The 15,376-nt window shown below is 57.6% G+C and carries 13 protein-coding genes and 1 tRNA gene; all 14 read right to left on the bottom strand.

What is annotated here, in order from left to right; genetic code table 11:
- Position 1: 1 nt before the first annotated feature.
- The gene (fusA, locus tag AB1781_00510; protein ID MEW5703061.1) at positions 2 to 2,077 is read right to left on the bottom strand and encodes an elongation factor G; all 2,076 of its coding nucleotides are present in this window, start codon (positions 2,075 to 2,077) and stop codon (positions 2 to 4) included.
- 24 nt (positions 2,078 to 2,101) lie between these two features.
- Positions 2,102 to 2,572 (bottom strand): 30S ribosomal protein S7, encoded by a 471-nt coding sequence (gene rpsG / locus AB1781_00505; protein MEW5703060.1) that lies wholly within the window; start codon positions 2,570 to 2,572, stop codon positions 2,102 to 2,104.
- Between the two features lie 19 nt (positions 2,573 to 2,591).
- Positions 2,592 to 2,963 carry a 30S ribosomal protein S12 gene (gene rpsL, locus AB1781_00500; protein MEW5703059.1) on the bottom strand — a complete coding sequence of 124 codons (372 nt, stop codon included), beginning with the start codon at positions 2,961 to 2,963 and terminating at the stop codon, positions 2,592 to 2,594.
- 278 nt (positions 2,964 to 3,241) lie between these two features.
- Entirely contained in the window at positions 3,242 to 7,399 is a 4,158-nt protein-coding gene (gene rpoC / locus AB1781_00495) for a DNA-directed RNA polymerase subunit beta' (GenBank protein MEW5703058.1), read from the bottom strand.
- A gap of 41 nt (positions 7,400 to 7,440) precedes the next feature.
- Positions 7,441 to 11,595 carry a DNA-directed RNA polymerase subunit beta gene (rpoB, locus tag AB1781_00490; GenBank protein MEW5703057.1) on the bottom strand — a complete coding sequence of 1,385 codons (4,155 nt, stop codon included), beginning with the start codon at positions 11,593 to 11,595 and terminating at the stop codon, positions 7,441 to 7,443.
- Between the two features lie 206 nt (positions 11,596 to 11,801).
- Complete coding sequence (rplL, locus tag AB1781_00485) at positions 11,802 to 12,179, bottom strand: 50S ribosomal protein L7/L12 (protein ID MEW5703056.1); 378 nt, start codon at positions 12,177 to 12,179, stop codon at positions 11,802 to 11,804.
- Between the two features lie 42 nt (positions 12,180 to 12,221).
- Complete coding sequence (gene rplJ / locus AB1781_00480) at positions 12,222 to 12,737, bottom strand: 50S ribosomal protein L10 (GenBank protein ID MEW5703055.1); 516 nt, start codon at positions 12,735 to 12,737, stop codon at positions 12,222 to 12,224.
- A 300-nt stretch (positions 12,738 to 13,037) separates the two neighbouring features.
- On the bottom strand, positions 13,038 to 13,739 hold the full coding sequence (rplA, locus tag AB1781_00475; GenBank protein MEW5703054.1) for a 50S ribosomal protein L1: 702 nt from the start codon (positions 13,737 to 13,739) through the stop codon (positions 13,038 to 13,040).
- 3 nt (positions 13,740 to 13,742) lie between these two features.
- Positions 13,743 to 14,171: a 50S ribosomal protein L11 gene (rplK, locus tag AB1781_00470; protein ID MEW5703053.1), complete on the bottom strand. Its 429-nt coding sequence runs from the start codon at positions 14,169 to 14,171 to the stop codon at positions 13,743 to 13,745.
- Positions 14,172 to 14,258: 87 nt separating this feature from the next.
- The gene (gene nusG, locus AB1781_00465; protein ID MEW5703052.1) at positions 14,259 to 14,789 is read right to left on the bottom strand and encodes a transcription termination/antitermination protein NusG; all 531 of its coding nucleotides are present in this window, start codon (positions 14,787 to 14,789) and stop codon (positions 14,259 to 14,261) included.
- Between the two features lie 2 nt (positions 14,790 to 14,791).
- Positions 14,792 to 14,989: a preprotein translocase subunit SecE gene (gene secE, locus AB1781_00460; protein MEW5703051.1), complete on the bottom strand. Its 198-nt coding sequence runs from the start codon at positions 14,987 to 14,989 to the stop codon at positions 14,792 to 14,794.
- A 47-nt stretch (positions 14,990 to 15,036) separates the two neighbouring features.
- Positions 15,037 to 15,112: transfer RNA gene (locus AB1781_00455), tRNA-Trp, on the bottom strand.
- Entirely contained in the window at positions 15,111 to 15,260 is a 150-nt protein-coding gene (locus AB1781_00450) for a hypothetical protein (GenBank protein MEW5703050.1), read from the bottom strand. The genes AB1781_00455 and AB1781_00450 overlap by 2 nt, the downstream gene beginning before the upstream one ends.
- 12 nt (positions 15,261 to 15,272) lie before the next feature.
- On the bottom strand, positions 15,273 to 15,376 hold a 104-nt coding region (locus tag AB1781_00445; GenBank protein MEW5703049.1), incomplete at its 5' end, for a hypothetical protein.

The following is a 15,376-nucleotide window of genomic DNA, read 5'->3' as shown; positions in this document are numbered from 1 at the left end:
CCTAAGCCGTCTTTGCTCGGATCTCGTCCGAGATGGTTTGCGGAACTTGTGCATAGTGATCGAAATGCATCGTGTACTGAGCGCGACCCTGCGTCATCGAGCGCAACGAGTTCACATAACCAAACATGTTTGCGAGAGGCACGGTCGCCGTAATCACGCGCGCGTTGCCACGTGCGTCCATTCCGGAAACCTGCCCGCGTCGGCTATTCAGGTCACCAATGACATCGCCCATGTATTCCTCGGGTGTGACGACCTCAACTCGCATGACGGGCTCGAGCAAACGCGGGGTAGCCCGCCGTACACCCTCGCGAAAGGCGGCGCGGGCGGCGATTTCGAAAGCAAGCACGCTGGAATCGACGTCGTGGTAAGCGCCATCCGTCAAGGTTGCTTTAAAATCGATGGTGGGATAACCCGCGATGACACCGGCTTGGCACGCCGATTCCAACCCCTTCTTGACGCCCGGAATGTATTCCCTGGGCACGGACCCGCCGATGATGGCGTTTTCGAACTGGAATCCCGCACCCGGCTCAAGCGGTTCGAAGTGAATTTTCACACGGGCAAATTGTCCGGCGCCACCGGTCTGTTTCTTGTGCGTGTAGTCGGTATCCACCGCCTTCGTAATTGTCTCACGGTAAGCAACCTGCGGTGCGCCAACGTTCGCATCCACCTTAAACTCGCGCCGCATGCGATCAACAATGATTTCCAGGTGAAGTTCACCCATTCCCTTGATGATCGTCTGGCCGCTCTCCTCGTCGCCACTGACCCGGAAAGAAGGATCCTCGGCGGCCAGACGAACGAGGGCCGCCCCCATTTTTTCCTGGTCCGCCTTCGTTTTCGGCTCAACCGCCACTTCGATGACAGGGTCGGGAAATTCCATCCGTTCCAACACGACCGGATGGCTGGCATCGCTCAGCGTGTCGCCCGTCGTCGTGTCCTTTAGACCAACAAGGGCCACGATGTCGCCGGCACAGGCGTCCTTGATTTCTTCCCGTGCGTTCGCATGCATCTCCAGCATCCGGCCGATGCGTTCCTTTTTGTTCTTCACCGTGTTGAGAACTTGGGAACTGCTTTCGAGAACGCCGGAGTAGATGCGGATATAGGTGAGCGTTCCGACATAGGGGTCGGACATGATCTTGAAGGCAAGGGCGGAAAAAGGCTCGGTATCCGCGCTGTGGCGTTCAACCAGTTCATCGCTGTTCATCTTGTGGCCTTTGATCGCCACGACCTCCGTCGGAGCCGGGAGGTAATCAATCACCCCATCCAGCAGGAGCTGCACGCCCTTGTTCTTGAAGGCAGATCCGTTCAGCACCGGCACGAAGACAAGCCCAATAGTCCCCTTGCGAATGCAGCGCTTCAGCGTTTCAAAATCAGGCTCGGTTCCATCAAGGTAAGCTTCGAGGGCGGCGTCGTCCTGCTCAACGGCGGTTTCGATCAGCTTCGCGCGATACTTTTTCGCCTGTTCGACGAGGCTGGCGGGAATGTCTTCCTCGACGAACTCGGCACCGAGGGTTTCTTCCTTCCAGCGAATTGTCTTCATCTTCAAAAGATCGACAACGCCCTTGTAATCCGCCTCCATACCGAGCGGCAATTGCGTCACCAAGGGGGTGGCGCCAAGACGGTCCTCGATCATTTCAACGCAACGGAAGAAGTCGGCGCCGATACGATCCATCTTATTCACGAAACAAATGCGAGGAACCTTGTATTTATCGGCCTGCCGCCAGACCGTTTCGGACTGAGGCTCAACCCCGGCAACGCTGTCAAAAACGGCGATTGCGCCATCCAGAACACGCAGACTTCTTTCCACTTCGATCGTGAAGTCCACATGGCCAGGCGTATCGATGACGTTGATGCGGTGGTCCTTCCAGAAACAGGTGGTGGCCGCCGACGTGATGGTAATGCCGCGCTCCTGTTCCTGTTCCATCCAATCCATGATTGCCGTGCCTTCATGGACCTCGCCAATCTTATAGGAACGGCCCGTGTAGTAGAGAATGCGCTCGGTCGTCGTCGTCTTTCCGGCATCGATGTGAGCCATGATGCCGATGTTGCGATACTGTTCGAGAGGGGTCTTGCGGGCCATTTGAAAAATACCTAGAAACGCGCGTTACCAGCGATAATGTGCGAAGGCCTTGTTGGCTTCAGCCATGCGATGCACATCTTCACGTTTGCGGACGGCGTTGCCGCGATTTTCGGCCGCTTCCTGGATTTCCCTCGAAAGCCGCTCAACCATCGTTGACTCGCTGCGCTTGCGGCTGGCGTCAATCAGCCAGCGAATCGCGAGAGCTTGGCGACGGTCCGCCCGCACCTCGACCGGCACCTGATAGGTGGCGCCACCAACCCGTCGGGAACGCACCTCGATCGCCGGTTTCACTTTGTCGAGAGCTTCATGGAACGTTTTCAGGGGATCTTTGCCGCTGCGTTCAGCAATCTGATCGAGCGCCCCATAAACGGTCGCCTCGGCGATAGACTTCTTGCCAGAATACATAAGGGCATTGATGAATTTCATCGCAATCGGATCGCCATACTTTGCGTCCGGTAAAACCTCGCGTCGTTCTGCGGCATGACGGCGGGACATGACTTCCTCTTACTCTTTCTTACTTTGGACGCTTGGCGCCGTACTTCGAGCGGCGTTGGCGGCGATCCGTCACCCCTTGGGTGTCCAACGTGCCGCGTATGATGTGGTAACGAACACCCGGCAAGTCTTTCACGCGGCCCCCGCGCAAAAGAATAACGGAATGCTCCTGAAGGTTATGGCCTTCGCCCGGAATATAGGTCGTGACCTCAAAACCGTTCGTGAGGCGCACACGGGCCACCTTGCGGAGAGCGGAATTCGGTTTCTTCGGGGTCGTCGTATAAACGCGCGTGCACACGCCCCGCTTCTGGGGGCACGCTTGCAACGCCGGCACCTTGTTACGCACGACCGCACTTGCGCGGGGCTTGCGAACCAATTGATTAACCGTTGGCATCCGTCAAAATTTCCTCGTCTGGCGCCGCCGTATGCGCGCAAAGAACTTTTCGAACAAGCGCAACACGACGTGGCGCTTGTTCTTTCCGGGTTCTTTTCGCCGACCCGGACGGCTTAAGCTAGTTATTCCATAATCAACGCACGGCTGCGTCTAGGGTGGTCCCCTACCACCAGCCGCAAAAGAGGGCGCAGTTTAGGAGCGCCCCCCTTCTTGCGTCAAGAAAAATCCGTAATTTTCCGCCGTTTTTTGCCGTCTTGCGAACGGACGGACGATCGCCCCTAGCCCTCCGGTGGAAGCGCCGCCACCTCCTTGGGTTCCTTTGTGCCAGCCGTCACTTCGCGATCTTGCTTGGCGGCAAGCGCCTTCAGGCGGTTCACGACGCTGCCCGTACCCGCCGGAATTAACCGCCCAACGATGACATTTTCCTTTAATCCCAACAGGTTGTCTACGCGGGCCGAAACCGCGGCCTCGGTCAGGACACGGGTCGTTTCCTGGAAAGAGGCGGCCGAAATAAAGGACCCCGTCTGCAACGAAGCCTTCGTGATGCCCTGAAGGACAGGGCTTGCCACCGCCGGCTTGCCGCCTTCTGCCTCGATCCGCTCGTTCTCGCGAGCAAATTCCAGGCGGTCCACCTGTTCGCCGACCAGCATCGTGCTGTCTCCGGAGTCTTCGATTTCCACTTTCTGCAGCATCTGCCGGACGATCACTTCGATATGCTTGTCGTCTATCCGTACCCCCTGCAGCCGATAAACCTCCTGGATCTCGTTAACGAGATAGGCGGCAAGTGCCTCCAGCCCCATCACTTTCAGAATGTCATGCGGGACGGGGTTGCCGTCCATGAGGGGGTCCCCCTTGCGCACATGATCGCCTTCCTGGACGGTAATGTGCTTGCCTTTCGGAATAAGGTATTCGGCCTGGTTCTCCTCGCTACCCTCCGACACGATGGTGACGCGGCGTTTCGACTTGTAGTCCTTACCGAACTCGACCCGGCCGTCGATGGCGCTGATGATCGCGTATTCCTTTGGTTTCCGCGCCTCGAAAAGTTCGGCCACCCGCGGCAAGCCGCCGGTGATGTCACGCGTCTTGGCGGATTCTCGCGGGATTCGGGCAAGCACATCACCGGCGTGCACCTTGGCCCCCGCCTCGACGTTCAGAATGGCGCCAACGGACATGAAATACGTGGCCTCTTTGCCATTGGCCAGAATGATGACATTCCCCGCCTTGTCGTGAACCGTGATCTGCGGTTTCAAATCCGAACCACGCGGCTGCTGCTTCCATTCCGTCACGGCCCGGCTAGCGATGCCGGTTGCCTCGTCAAGAACTTCACGTATCGAAACACCCTCGACAAGGTCGACGTAATGGGCCGTCCCCTCTTTTTCCGTGACGATCGGGATCGTATAGGGGTCCCACTCCGCGAGCCGATCGCCCTTCTTCGTCTTTGCATCGTTATCCATGAGAAGCCGGGCACCGTAGGGCACGCGGAAATTGGCCCGCTCCCGGCCTTCCGTATCGACCAGCACAAGCTCCGTATTACGGCTCATGACGACCAGCCGGCCCGTGCTGTCGATCACGACGCTCCGGTTCTTGATCTTGATGGTCGCATCGTAGGGCGATTCGATCGAGGACTGCTCGGCGCCTCTTTGGGCGGCGCCGCCGATATGGAAGGTACGCATGGTGAGCTGCGTCCCCGGCTCGCCGATGGACTGCGCCGCGATGACGCCCACCGCCTCGCCAATATTGACGGGCGTTCCGCGAGCCAAGTCCCGGCCATAACATCTCACGCAGACCCCGTTATCCAGCTCGCAGGTCAAGACGGAACGGATCTTTACGGCTTCAACGCCGGCTTCGTCGATTGCTTCGATGTTGATCTCATCAATCATCTGACCAGCCGGCACGATGACGTCCCCGCTCAAGGGGGCGACAATATCCTCAGCGGCCATACGGCCCAAAATCCGGTCGGCAAGCGAGACAATCTCGTTCCCCGCCTCGACGACAGCGCGGATGGTAAGGCCTTCCATCGTGCCACAGTCTTCCGCCACGATGATGCAGTCCTGGGCAACGTCGACCAGACGCCGCGTCAGATAACCGGAATTCGCTGTCTTCAAAGCGGTGTCAGCAAGCCCTTTCCGCGCCCCATGCGTGGAATTGAAGTACTCAAGAACGGTCAACCCTTCCTTGAAGTTCGAGATGATCGGCGTTTCGATAATCTCGCCGGAAGGTTTCGCCATCAGACCACGCATGCCGGCAAGCTGTTTCATCTGGGCGGCGGAACCACGGGCGCCGGAGTCCGCCATCATGTACACCGCGTTCACCTGTTTACCGTCTCCGCGCGAAGAAATTTCCTTCATCATCGCGTCTGCCACCATATCGGTGCAGCGAGACCACGCATCGATCACCTTGTTGTATTTCTCGCCTTGGGTGATCAGACCGTCCAGGTATTGCTGTTCGTGTTCCTTTACCTTGTCATGAGTATCCTGGACGAACTTTTCCTTCGACTTCGGAATGACGAGGTCGTCCTTCCCGAAGGAAATTCCCGCCCTGCAGGCATGCGCAAACCCCATCTGCATGAGGCGATCGGCGAAGATGACGAGATTCTTCTGCCCGCAATGGCGATAGACGATATCGATAACGTGGCTGATTTCACGTTTCGTCAGCAACCGATTGATGAGGTCGAGCTTGACTTCCGGATGACGCGGAAGAATTTCCGAAAGGAGCATGCGGCCCGGTGTTGTCTCGATCCGCGTGGTGATCGGGTTGCCATCGGCATCGACGTCTTTGTAGCGGGCCTTGATCCGGCTATGCAACGTGACGGCGGCAGCATCCAACGCCTGCTGAATTTCGCCCACCGTCGCAAAAGTCATGCCTTCGCCGGGCTGATTCGGAAGCTCCATCGTGAGGTAGTAGAGCCCGAGCACGATGTCCTGGGACGGCACGATGATCGGCTTGCCATTGGCCGGGCTTAGGATGTTGTTCGTCGACATCATGAGCACGCGCGCCTCAAGCTGCGCTTCCAGAGAAAGCGGCACATGAACGGCCATCTGGTCGCCGTCGAAGTCGGCGTTGAAGGCGGTGCAGACGAGCGGATGAAGTTGGATCGCTTTCCCCTCGATGAGAACCGGCTCGAATGCCTGCACGCCAAGACGGTGCAAGGTCGGCGCACGGTTGAGCAGGACGGGGTGCTCGCGAATGACCTCTTCCAAAATATCCCAGACTTCCGGACGCTCCTTCTCGACCATTCGCTTGGCGGCCTTAATCGTCGTCGCCATGCCATAAAGTTCAAGCTTCGAATAGATGAACGGCTTGAAAAGCTCGAGCGCCATCTTCTTCGGCAAGCCGCATTGATGGAGCAGAAGCTCCGGGCCGACGACGATAACGGAACGCCCCGAATAATCGACCCGCTTGCCGAGAAGATTCTGGCGAAAACGCCCCTGCTTGCCCTTTAGCATATCCGAAAGGGATTTCAGCGGCCGTTTGCTGGCGCCGGCAAGCGGTCGGGTGCGCCTTCCATTATCGAAGAGAGCGTCCACCGCCTCCTGCAACATCCGCTTCTCGTTCCGAACGATGATATCGGGTGCCCGAAGCTCGATGAGCCGTTTCAGACGGTTGTTCCGATTGATCACGCGGCGATACAGATCGTTCAGATCCGACGTCGCGAAGCGACCGCCATCGAGCGGCACGAGGGGACGAAGTTCCGGCGGAATGACCGGGACCACCTCGAGAATCATCCATTCCGGCCTGGCGCCCGATCCGAGAAAGGCTTCGACAAGCTTAAGGCGCTTAACGATCTTCTTCCGCTTTGCCTCGGAATTTGTCTCCTTGAGATCGATTTTCAGCGTATCCAGCGTCGACTTAAGGTCGATTGCCGCCAGCATCGTCCGCAGCGCCTCGGCGCCGATGGAGGCTGTAAAGGAATCCGGCCCGAATTCTTCCCGCGCCTTTAGATATTCCTCTTCCGTCAACAACTGATGAAGCTTGAGCGAGGTCAACCCGGGCTCAATGACGACATAATTTTCAAAATAGAGAACCCGCTCGACTTCTTTCAGCATTATGTCGAGCAGCGAACTGATGCGGCTTGGCAGCGACTTCAAGAACCAGATGTGCGCAACGGGAGAAGCCAGCTCGATATGCGCCATGCGCTCGCGACGGACCTTTTGCAAGGTCACCTCAACGCCGCATTTTTCGCAAATAATCCCCCGATATTTCATCCGGCGGTATTTGCCGCAAAGGCATTCATAATCTTTCACGGGCCCGAAGATCCGGGCGCAGAAAAGCCCGTCCCGCTCCGGCTTGAACGTTCGGTAATTGATCGTTTCCGGCTTGCGAATTTCGCCATACGACCAGGAGCGAATCTGCTCGGGGCTGGCAATCGAAACCCGGATTTGGTCAAAACTTTGGGCGACGTTCGTCTGACCAAAGATTCTCATTAATTCATTCATATGGGTCTCCCAAGGCCCTCAATCGAATCTCTGTCGATCAATTAATATTCCTTCTGGATCAATTCGACGTTCAAGCAAAGCGACCGTATTTCCTTCACTAACACGTTGAAGGATTCGGGGATGCCCGCTTCGAAGGTGTCGTCGCCGCGTACGATTGCCTCGTAGACTTTCGTGCGTCCAGAAACGTCATCGGATTTTACGGTCAGCATTTCCTGGAGTGTGTAGGCGGCACCATAGGCTTCGAGAGCCCACACTTCCATTTCTCCAAAACGTTGTCCGCCGAACTGCGCCTTGCCGCCAAGCGGCTGTTGGGTCACCAGGCTATAAGGACCGATCGATCGGGCATGGATCTTGTCATCCACAAGGTGATCCAGTTTCATCATGTAGATGTAACCAACGGTCACTTTGCGATCGAAAGACTCACCCGTTCGTCCGTCGACCAAGGTAACCTGACCCGATGTGTCGAGGCCGCCGCGTTTTAGCATCTCGACAATATCGTCTTCCTTCGCGCCGTCGAAGACGGGGGTTGCCATCGGAACGCCGCGGCGCAAACTCTCCGCGAGTTCGTCCAACTCATCGTCGGGTAGTTCGCTGAGGTCCTGTTTTAACTCTTGCCCATATAACTCTACGAGCTCCTTGCGCAGTTCCTGGTATTTGCCGTCTTTGCGCACCTTGTCCAGCAATTCACCGAGCTGCCGGCCAAGGCCGGCGGAAGCCCAGCCGAGATGGGTTTCGAAAATCTGGCCGACATTCATGCGGGACGGCACACCCAGCGGGTTAAGGACGATATCCACTGGAGTTCCATCCTCGAGATAAGGCATGTCCTCGATCGGCATGATCCTCGAGATGACACCTTTGTTGCCGTGCCGACCGGCCATCTTGTCCCCCGGCTGCAATTTTCGCTTCACGGCGACGAAGACCTTGACCATCTTCATCACCCCCGGCGGCATCTCGTCGCCCCGTTGCAGTTTTTCGACCTTGCTTAGAAACCGCGCTTCGAGGTGAGCGATGCTTTCGTCAAATTGACGATTCAACGCTTCAATCTCGGACATCATTTTTTCGTTCTTCAGATTGATCTGCCGCCATTGGCTGGGCGTATATTCGTCAAGCAACGCCTCGGTCAGCCGGGTGCCGGACTTCAAACCGCGCAGACCGCGGTCCGCGACCTTGCTCAGCAGCATTTCGCGAAGCCGGCCATAGTAGCCGCGTTCGAGAATCGCCTTTTCGTCGTCGCGGTCCTTCGCCAAACGCTCAATTTCCTGACGTTCGATCGCGAGCGCGCGTTCGTCTTTCTCGACGCCACGGCGCGAGAAGACGCGAACCTCGACGACGGTTCCGGAAACTCCCGGTGGCACGCGAAGCGAGGTATCCCGAACATCGGAAGCCTTCTCGCCAAAAATCGCGCGGAGCAGCTTTTCTTCTGGCGTCATCGGCGACTCGCCCTTTGGCGTCACCTTGCCAACCAGAATGTCGCCGGCCTGCACCTCAGCCCCGATATAGACGATGCCGGCTTCGTCAAGATGCCGAAGCGTTTCCTCGCCGACATTCGGGATATCCCGGGTGATATCTTCCTGTCCAAGCTTCGTATCACGCGCCATCACCTCGAATTCCTCGATGTGAATGGAGGTAAACGTATCGTCGCGTACGATCCGCTCGGAAATCAGGATCGAATCCTCAAAGTTGTAGCCGTTCCATGGCATGAAGGCGACCAGGACGTCACGACCCAAGGCGAGTTCGCCCAGATTCGTCGAAGGCCCGTCGGCAACGATGTCCCTTTTTGTGACGATATCCCCGACCTTCACTAAGGGCCTTTGATTAATGCAGGTGTTCTGGTTTGAACGCTGGAACTTCTGCAGGTTGTAGATGTCGACCGCCGGCGCGGCGCTGGACGTTTCCGCCGTCGCCCGCACGACGATGCGGGTGGCGTCCACCTGGTCAACGATGCCGGTGCGGCGGGCGGCCACTGCGACGCCTGAATCCCGCGCAACGACATCTTCCATGCCGGTGCCCACACGCGGCGCTTCGGTTCGAATCAAGGGCACCGCTTGACGCTGCATGTTCGATCCCATGAGCGCGCGGTTCGCGTCGTCGTTCTCAAGGAACGGAATGAGAGAGGCCGCCACCGAAACGAGCTGCTTCGGGGAAACGTCCATCAAATCGATGCGTTCCGGCAACGCCATGTGGAATTCGCCGCCCATCCGGCAACTGATCAGGTCCTCGACGAAGCGGCCCTGCTTGTCGAGCGGCGCGTTCGCCTGCGCGATGACATGGCCCGATTCTTCCATTGCCGAAAGATAGACAACTTCGTTCGTTACCTTCTTATTGACGACCTGCCGGTAAGGCGTCTCGATGAAGCCGTATTTGTTGACCCTGGCGTAGGTTGCCAGCGAGTTGATAAGCCCGATATTCGGCCCTTCAGGAGTTTCGATCGGGCAGATTCGGCCATAGTGGGTCGGATGCACGTCTCGCACCTCGAATCCTGCGCGCTCGCGTGTCAACCCGCCCGGACCCAACGCCGAAAGTCTGCGTTTGTGCGTGACTTCCGAGAGCGGGTTCGTCTGGTCCATGAACTGCGACAGCTGGGACGACCCGAAGAATTCGCGGACAGCCGCCGCCGCTGGCTTGGCGTTGATAAGGTCATGGGGCATGACGGTGTCGATTTCGACGGAACTCATCCGCTCGCGGATGGCGCGCTCCATCCGCAGCAAGCCCATCCGGTACTGATTTTCCATCAATTCACCGACAGAACGCACGCGGCGGTTACCGAGATGATCGATGTCGTCGATTTCACCCCGACCGTCCTTCAGGGACACCAGGATTTTCACGACTTTCAGGATATCTTCCTTGCGAAGAATGCGGACCGTATCCTCTGTCTGGAAGCTAAGTCTGGAGTTCATCTTGACGCGACCGACGGCGGAGAGATCGTAACGCTCCGAGTCGAAGAAAAGGCCATGGAACAGCGTCTCGGCCGCATCCAACGTCGGCGGCTCGCCGGGCCGCATCACCCGGTAAATGTCGATCAACGCCTCTTCGCGGGTCCGATTCTTGTCGATCATCAACGTATTCCGGATGTACGGACCGACGTTTAGATGATCGATCGCAAGGACGGGGATCTCCTTTACGTCGGCCTCGTCCAGCTTTTCCAGAGTTTCCGTTGTAAGTTCTTCGCCGGCCTCGACATAAATCTCGCCGGTACTTTCGTTGACAATATCGTTGGCGACGTAACGGCCGATTAATTCTTCCGGCAGGACGAGCTGTTCCTTCAAGCCCCCTTCCTGCAGTTTCTTGATGAGACGCGGCGTGATCTTCGTGCCCGCCTCGACAACAACTTTGCCACTGCGCGCGTTGACGAGGTCGTGCGTAAGTTTCGTGCCCCGCATCCGGTCCGGGTTGAAGTCGGTCCGCCAGCCGCGCTTGGCGCGGGCAAAGACCACCGTGTCGTAGAAGTAGCCGAGGATTTCCTCGACGCTCATGCCGTGAGCGTTACCGGATTCCGCGTCCTTCCCGCCATCGCTTTTCTCTTCACCCTCGGTGCCCGACAATGCCAGCAAAAGAGTCGTGACCGGCAACTTTCTGCGCCGATCGATCCGTACATGGACGATGTCCTTAGCGTCGAATTCAAAGTCAAGCCAGGAACCACGGTAGGGGATGACTCTGGCCGTAAACAAAAACTTGCCCGAAGAATGGGTCTTCCCCTTGTCGTGATCGAAAAAGACGCCGGGCGAACGATGCATCTGGGAAACAATGACGCGTTCCGTCCCATTGACAATGAAGGTTCCCCTGTACGTCATGAGCGGCATGTCGCCCATGTAGACGTCCTGTTCCTTGATGTCGTGAATCGAGCGCAAGCCGGTTTCCTCGTCGACATCCCAGACGACAAGCCGGAGCGTAACCCGAAGGGGTGCGGCAAAGGTCATGCCGCGCTGGCGGCATTCTTCTTCGTCGTATTTCGGCTCCTCGAACGCGTAGGCCACGAATTCAAGCGTCGAGTGCTCCGAGAAATCGGAAATCGGGAAAACGCTCTTGAATACGCTTTGAAGACCAATGTCTTCCCTGTCGGCCGGCCGCACTTCCGCCTGAAGAAACTGCTCGTACGAACTTCTCTGAACCTCGATGAGGTTTGGCAGCGGCGCGACCGTTCGGATGTGACCGAAGTACTTGCGAATGCGCTTCCGGACAGTAAAAGACCTAGCCATACTTTCCTCTCAAACCCTTCTTAAGTCTCCGGGAAGAGCCAATCCCCCCAGATACACAAGCCGGCCAGCATGGTCGGCGTCGTGACAAAAAGGCACGTTCCCGGTACGGCTAATCGCCGTGCCGGGCCGCCACCTGGTAACGGTAGAAGAACGGGGCAAACGCCGAACGCCCCGTCTCCGTCAATCTTCGGCCGATGCGGCCATTGCTACTTAAGTTCAACTTTCGCGCCCGCTTCTTCGAGTTTCTTCTTGATCGCTTCGGCCTCTTCTTTTTTGACGCCCTCTTTCACAGGTTTCGGCGCCGATTCCACGAGGTCCTTCGCCTCCTTGAGGCCAAGGCCCGTAATCGTGCGGACCTCCTTGATGACGTTGATCTTCTTGTCGCCGACAACGGCAAGAATGACGCTGAACTCTTCCTTCTCCACGGCATCCGCGCCAGCCGCCACGGCTGCGGCGGGCGCCGCGATCGCAACAGGCGCTGCCGCGGAAACACCCCATTTTTCTTCGAGAAGCTTACTCAGCTCCGCTGCTTCGAGGACGGTCAACTTCGAGAGGTCCTCAACGATTTTTACCAAATCCGTCATTTCAATCTCTCCTCGGCTTGAACTCTGGTTTTCTCGGTAGATCTAGGCCGCATCCTTGGCCCCGTAAGCCCCCATGACTCGCGCCAGTTGACCCGCCGGTGCTTGCAAGACGCCCACAACGCGCGTGGCCGGTGCTTGCAACAGGTAGACGAGCTTGGCGTGCAATTCGTCGAGGGACGGCAACACAGCCAAAGCCTTGATGCCGCCTTCGTCGAGCACTTCCTTTCCGAACCCACCGCCAAGAATGGTGATTTTCTCGTTTGCCTTAGCGTAATCGACAACCACCTTCGCGGCCGACACGGGGTCGGTCGAATAGGTAATCGCCGTAGGCCCGGTAAAGAGCGAATCCAGGGTTTCGTAGGGCGTGCCTTTGAGGGCAATGCGGGTGACCCGGTTCTTCGTTACTTTGAAGCCGGCGCCCACTTCACGGGCTTTCCGCCTTAAATCGGTGGACTCGGCGACCGTCATGCCACTCTGATGCATAACGACCACGAGTTGAGCCTCGATCAAGACGTCGTGAAGCGAACTGACCAACTGTTCTTTTTCCGATCGGTTCACCTTTTGCCTCCGTATATTGAACGGACGGACCCACCGGCCAATCCGTCGCCACACTTATAAATCCGCCGGATTTCGGCAGATCCGCTTACCCCGTCCCAGAAGTTCAAGCCGTAAAAACGCCCGCGATGGACGTTCGAATTCGGCTTGCTCCCGTCTGTGCAGGTGGTTGCCCCTTAAGCCGTCGCGGACTCCGCGGCGGCACCTGCAGTCTTGGACAGGCATGAAAGTGCGAAAATTCCGCACCTTCTATTCGTCGCACCGGCTCTGCCGGATACGAAGAACACCGTTGCCCGGTTGGCATTATCCCTGCCCCAGGCTTGCGATATCGAGCCGGATCCCCGGCCCCATCGTCGAAGTTAAGGTAACTTTCTTTACGTAGTGACTTTTTGCGCCGCTTGGTTTCGCGCGCATAATCGCATCAAAAAAAGCCTTCACGTTCTGCAGCAAGGCTTCCTCGGAAAAGCTTGCCTTGCCGATACCGGCATGGACAAGCCCGTTTTTTTCGGCGCGAAATTCCACCTGGCCTGATTTTGCCGCATGCACTGCTTCCGCGATGTTCTCCGCTACCGTCCCGACTTTTGGATTGGGCATAAGGCCGCGGGGGCCCAAGACTTTGCCAAGCTTGCCCACGACGGCCATCATGTCTGGCGTCGCAAGACAGCGATCGAAGTTGATCTCGCCACCCAAAATCTTTTCCGCCAAGTCATCGGCGCCAACGATATCCGCGCCGGCGGAAGTGGCTTCCTTCGCCTTTTCCCCCTTTGCAAAGACGGCGACGCGCACAAAGCGCCCCGTGCCGTTCGGCAGCTCGACGACGCCGCGCACCATCTGATCCGCATGCCGGGGATCAATGCCAAGATTCAAGGCGATCTCGATCGTCTCGTCGAATTTCGCCGTCGCGTTCTGACGGACTATTTTGACCGCTTCCGCGATGGCGTAAACCGCGTCGCGATCCAAGGATTCGAGCGCCTTGCGCATTCGTTTACCGTTTTTTTCCGACATCCCCTACTCCGTCACCTCAAGCCCCATCGAGCGAGCCGAACCAGCCACCATTCGCGCCGCCGCCTCGATGTCGTTCGCGTTCAGATCCTGCATCTTCTTCGCGGCAATCTCACGCACCTGAGCCATCGTTACCGAGCCGGCTACAACGCGGCCGGTTTCCGAAGATCCCTTGGTGAGTTGCGCCGCCCGTTTTAGGAAATAGCTCGCCGGCGGCGTCTTCGTGACGAAAGAAAAACTGCGGTCGGCATAGACCGTAATGACCGTCGGAATCGGCATACCCGGCTCAACGTTTTGCGTTCCTGCATTAAAGGCCTTGCAGAATTCCATGATGTTGACGCCGCGCTGGCCAAGAGCGGGCCCGATCGGGGGCGAAGGATTCGCCTTCCCGGCTGGAATTTGCAGCTTGATATATCCGCTAATCTTCTTTGCCATTTATGACCTCGATCTCCAAGGGTGCGGTGCGACCATGGCTGGCCTCCCGCGCAATCGGCCGAACGCTTTTGACGCGATTCAATCGCATCAAACTTTTTCGACCTGTGAATACTCCAACTCAACCGGCGTCGCCCGCCCGAAGATCGATACCGCGACCTTGATCCGGGCTTTTTCTTCATCGACCTCTTCCACCAACCCGCTGAAGGAAGTGAAAGGACCGTCGGAAACACGCACTTCTTCGCCCACCTCGAATGTCACGGAAGGCTTTGGCCGCTCGACCCCTTCCTTCACCTGGTGCAGGATCCGGTTCACCTCTTCTTCGCTCAAAGGTGCCGGCGTCCCTTTCGTGCCCAGAAACCCGGTCACCTTGGGCGTGTTTTTAACGAGGTGCCAAGTTTCGTTGGTCATCCCCATTTTGACGAGGACGTAGCCGGGAAAGAATTTGCGTTCGGCACTCACCTTTGTGCCTTTTCGCAGCTCGACGACTTCCTCCGTCGGCACTAGGACTTCCTCGATAACGTCTTCCATATCCTTCAGTTTTGCCTGCTCGCGAATGGACTGCGCGACCTTGCGTTCAAAACCGGAATAGACGTGCACGACGTACCAGTGGGCCGTCATCGTTAGCCCCCAAATCCAAAAATCAAACGCACGCCCAAAGCCAAAAGCTGATCCACCACAAAGAAAAAAATCGCCGCAAGAAATACCATCACGAACACCATGGCTGTCGAAATGCCCGTTTCCTTTCGCGATGGCCAGGTGACTTTTGCAATCTCCTGACGGACCTGTCGGATGAATTGAGCCGGATTCGTCGCCATCAGTTGCTACACCAGTTCCCTTGCGTCTGCGGCAACCGCGCGCAACCGGGTGGCAGGAGTGGAGGGACTCGAACCCCCAACCCCCGGTTTTGGAGACCGGTGCTCTACCAATTGAGCTACACTCCTAAATGCCGCCAAACTCGTTCTCCGAAATCGCCGCCGGTCTTTTCCCGAAATGCCGGATCACGCCGACGGAGCGAAGCCGCTTCCGCCAGCTTTCCGCCAGCGCCGTTACCCTTTGCTTGATGCGCCTGCCCGCGCTCGCCCCGCCCAAGCGTTTTTCTTTCTATTCTAGGATCTTGGTGACAACACCGGCACCGACGGTGTGGCCGCCTTCGCGGATGGCGAAACGCAGACCTTCGTCCATGGCGATCGGCACGATCAGGTTCG

The sequence above is a fragment of the Pseudomonadota bacterium genome, from assembly GCA_040752895.1.
Lineage (GTDB): Bacteria > Pseudomonadota > Alphaproteobacteria.
This window is presented reverse-complemented; position numbering and strand designations above follow the sequence as displayed.

Bases quoted from the DNA above. Each gene is read 5' to 3' on its own strand.
- fusA (MEW5703061.1), bottom strand. From the start codon at position 2,077: ATGGCCCGCAAGACCCCTCTCGAACAGTATCGCAACATCGGCATCATG.
- rpsG (MEW5703060.1), bottom strand. From the start codon at position 2,572: ATGTCCCGCCGTCATGCCGCAGAACGACGCGAGGTTTTACCGGACGCA.
- rpsL (MEW5703059.1), bottom strand. From the start codon at position 2,963: ATGCCAACGGTTAATCAATTGGTTCGCAAGCCCCGCGCAAGTGCGGTC.
- rpoC (MEW5703058.1), bottom strand. From the start codon at position 7,399: ATGAATGAATTAATGAGAATCTTTGGTCAGACGAACGTCGCCCAAAGT.
- rpoB (MEW5703057.1), bottom strand. From the start codon at position 11,595: ATGGCTAGGTCTTTTACTGTCCGGAAGCGCATTCGCAAGTACTTCGGT.
- rplL (MEW5703056.1), bottom strand. From the start codon at position 12,179: ATGACGGATTTGGTAAAAATCGTTGAGGACCTCTCGAAGTTGACCGTC.
- rplA (MEW5703054.1), bottom strand. From the start codon at position 13,739: ATGTCGGAAAAAAACGGTAAACGAATGCGCAAGGCGCTCGAATCCTTG.
- rplK (MEW5703053.1), bottom strand. From the start codon at position 14,171: ATGGCAAAGAAGATTAGCGGATATATCAAGCTGCAAATTCCAGCCGGG.
- nusG (MEW5703052.1), bottom strand. From the start codon at position 14,789: ATGACGGCCCACTGGTACGTCGTGCACGTCTATTCCGGTTTTGAACGC.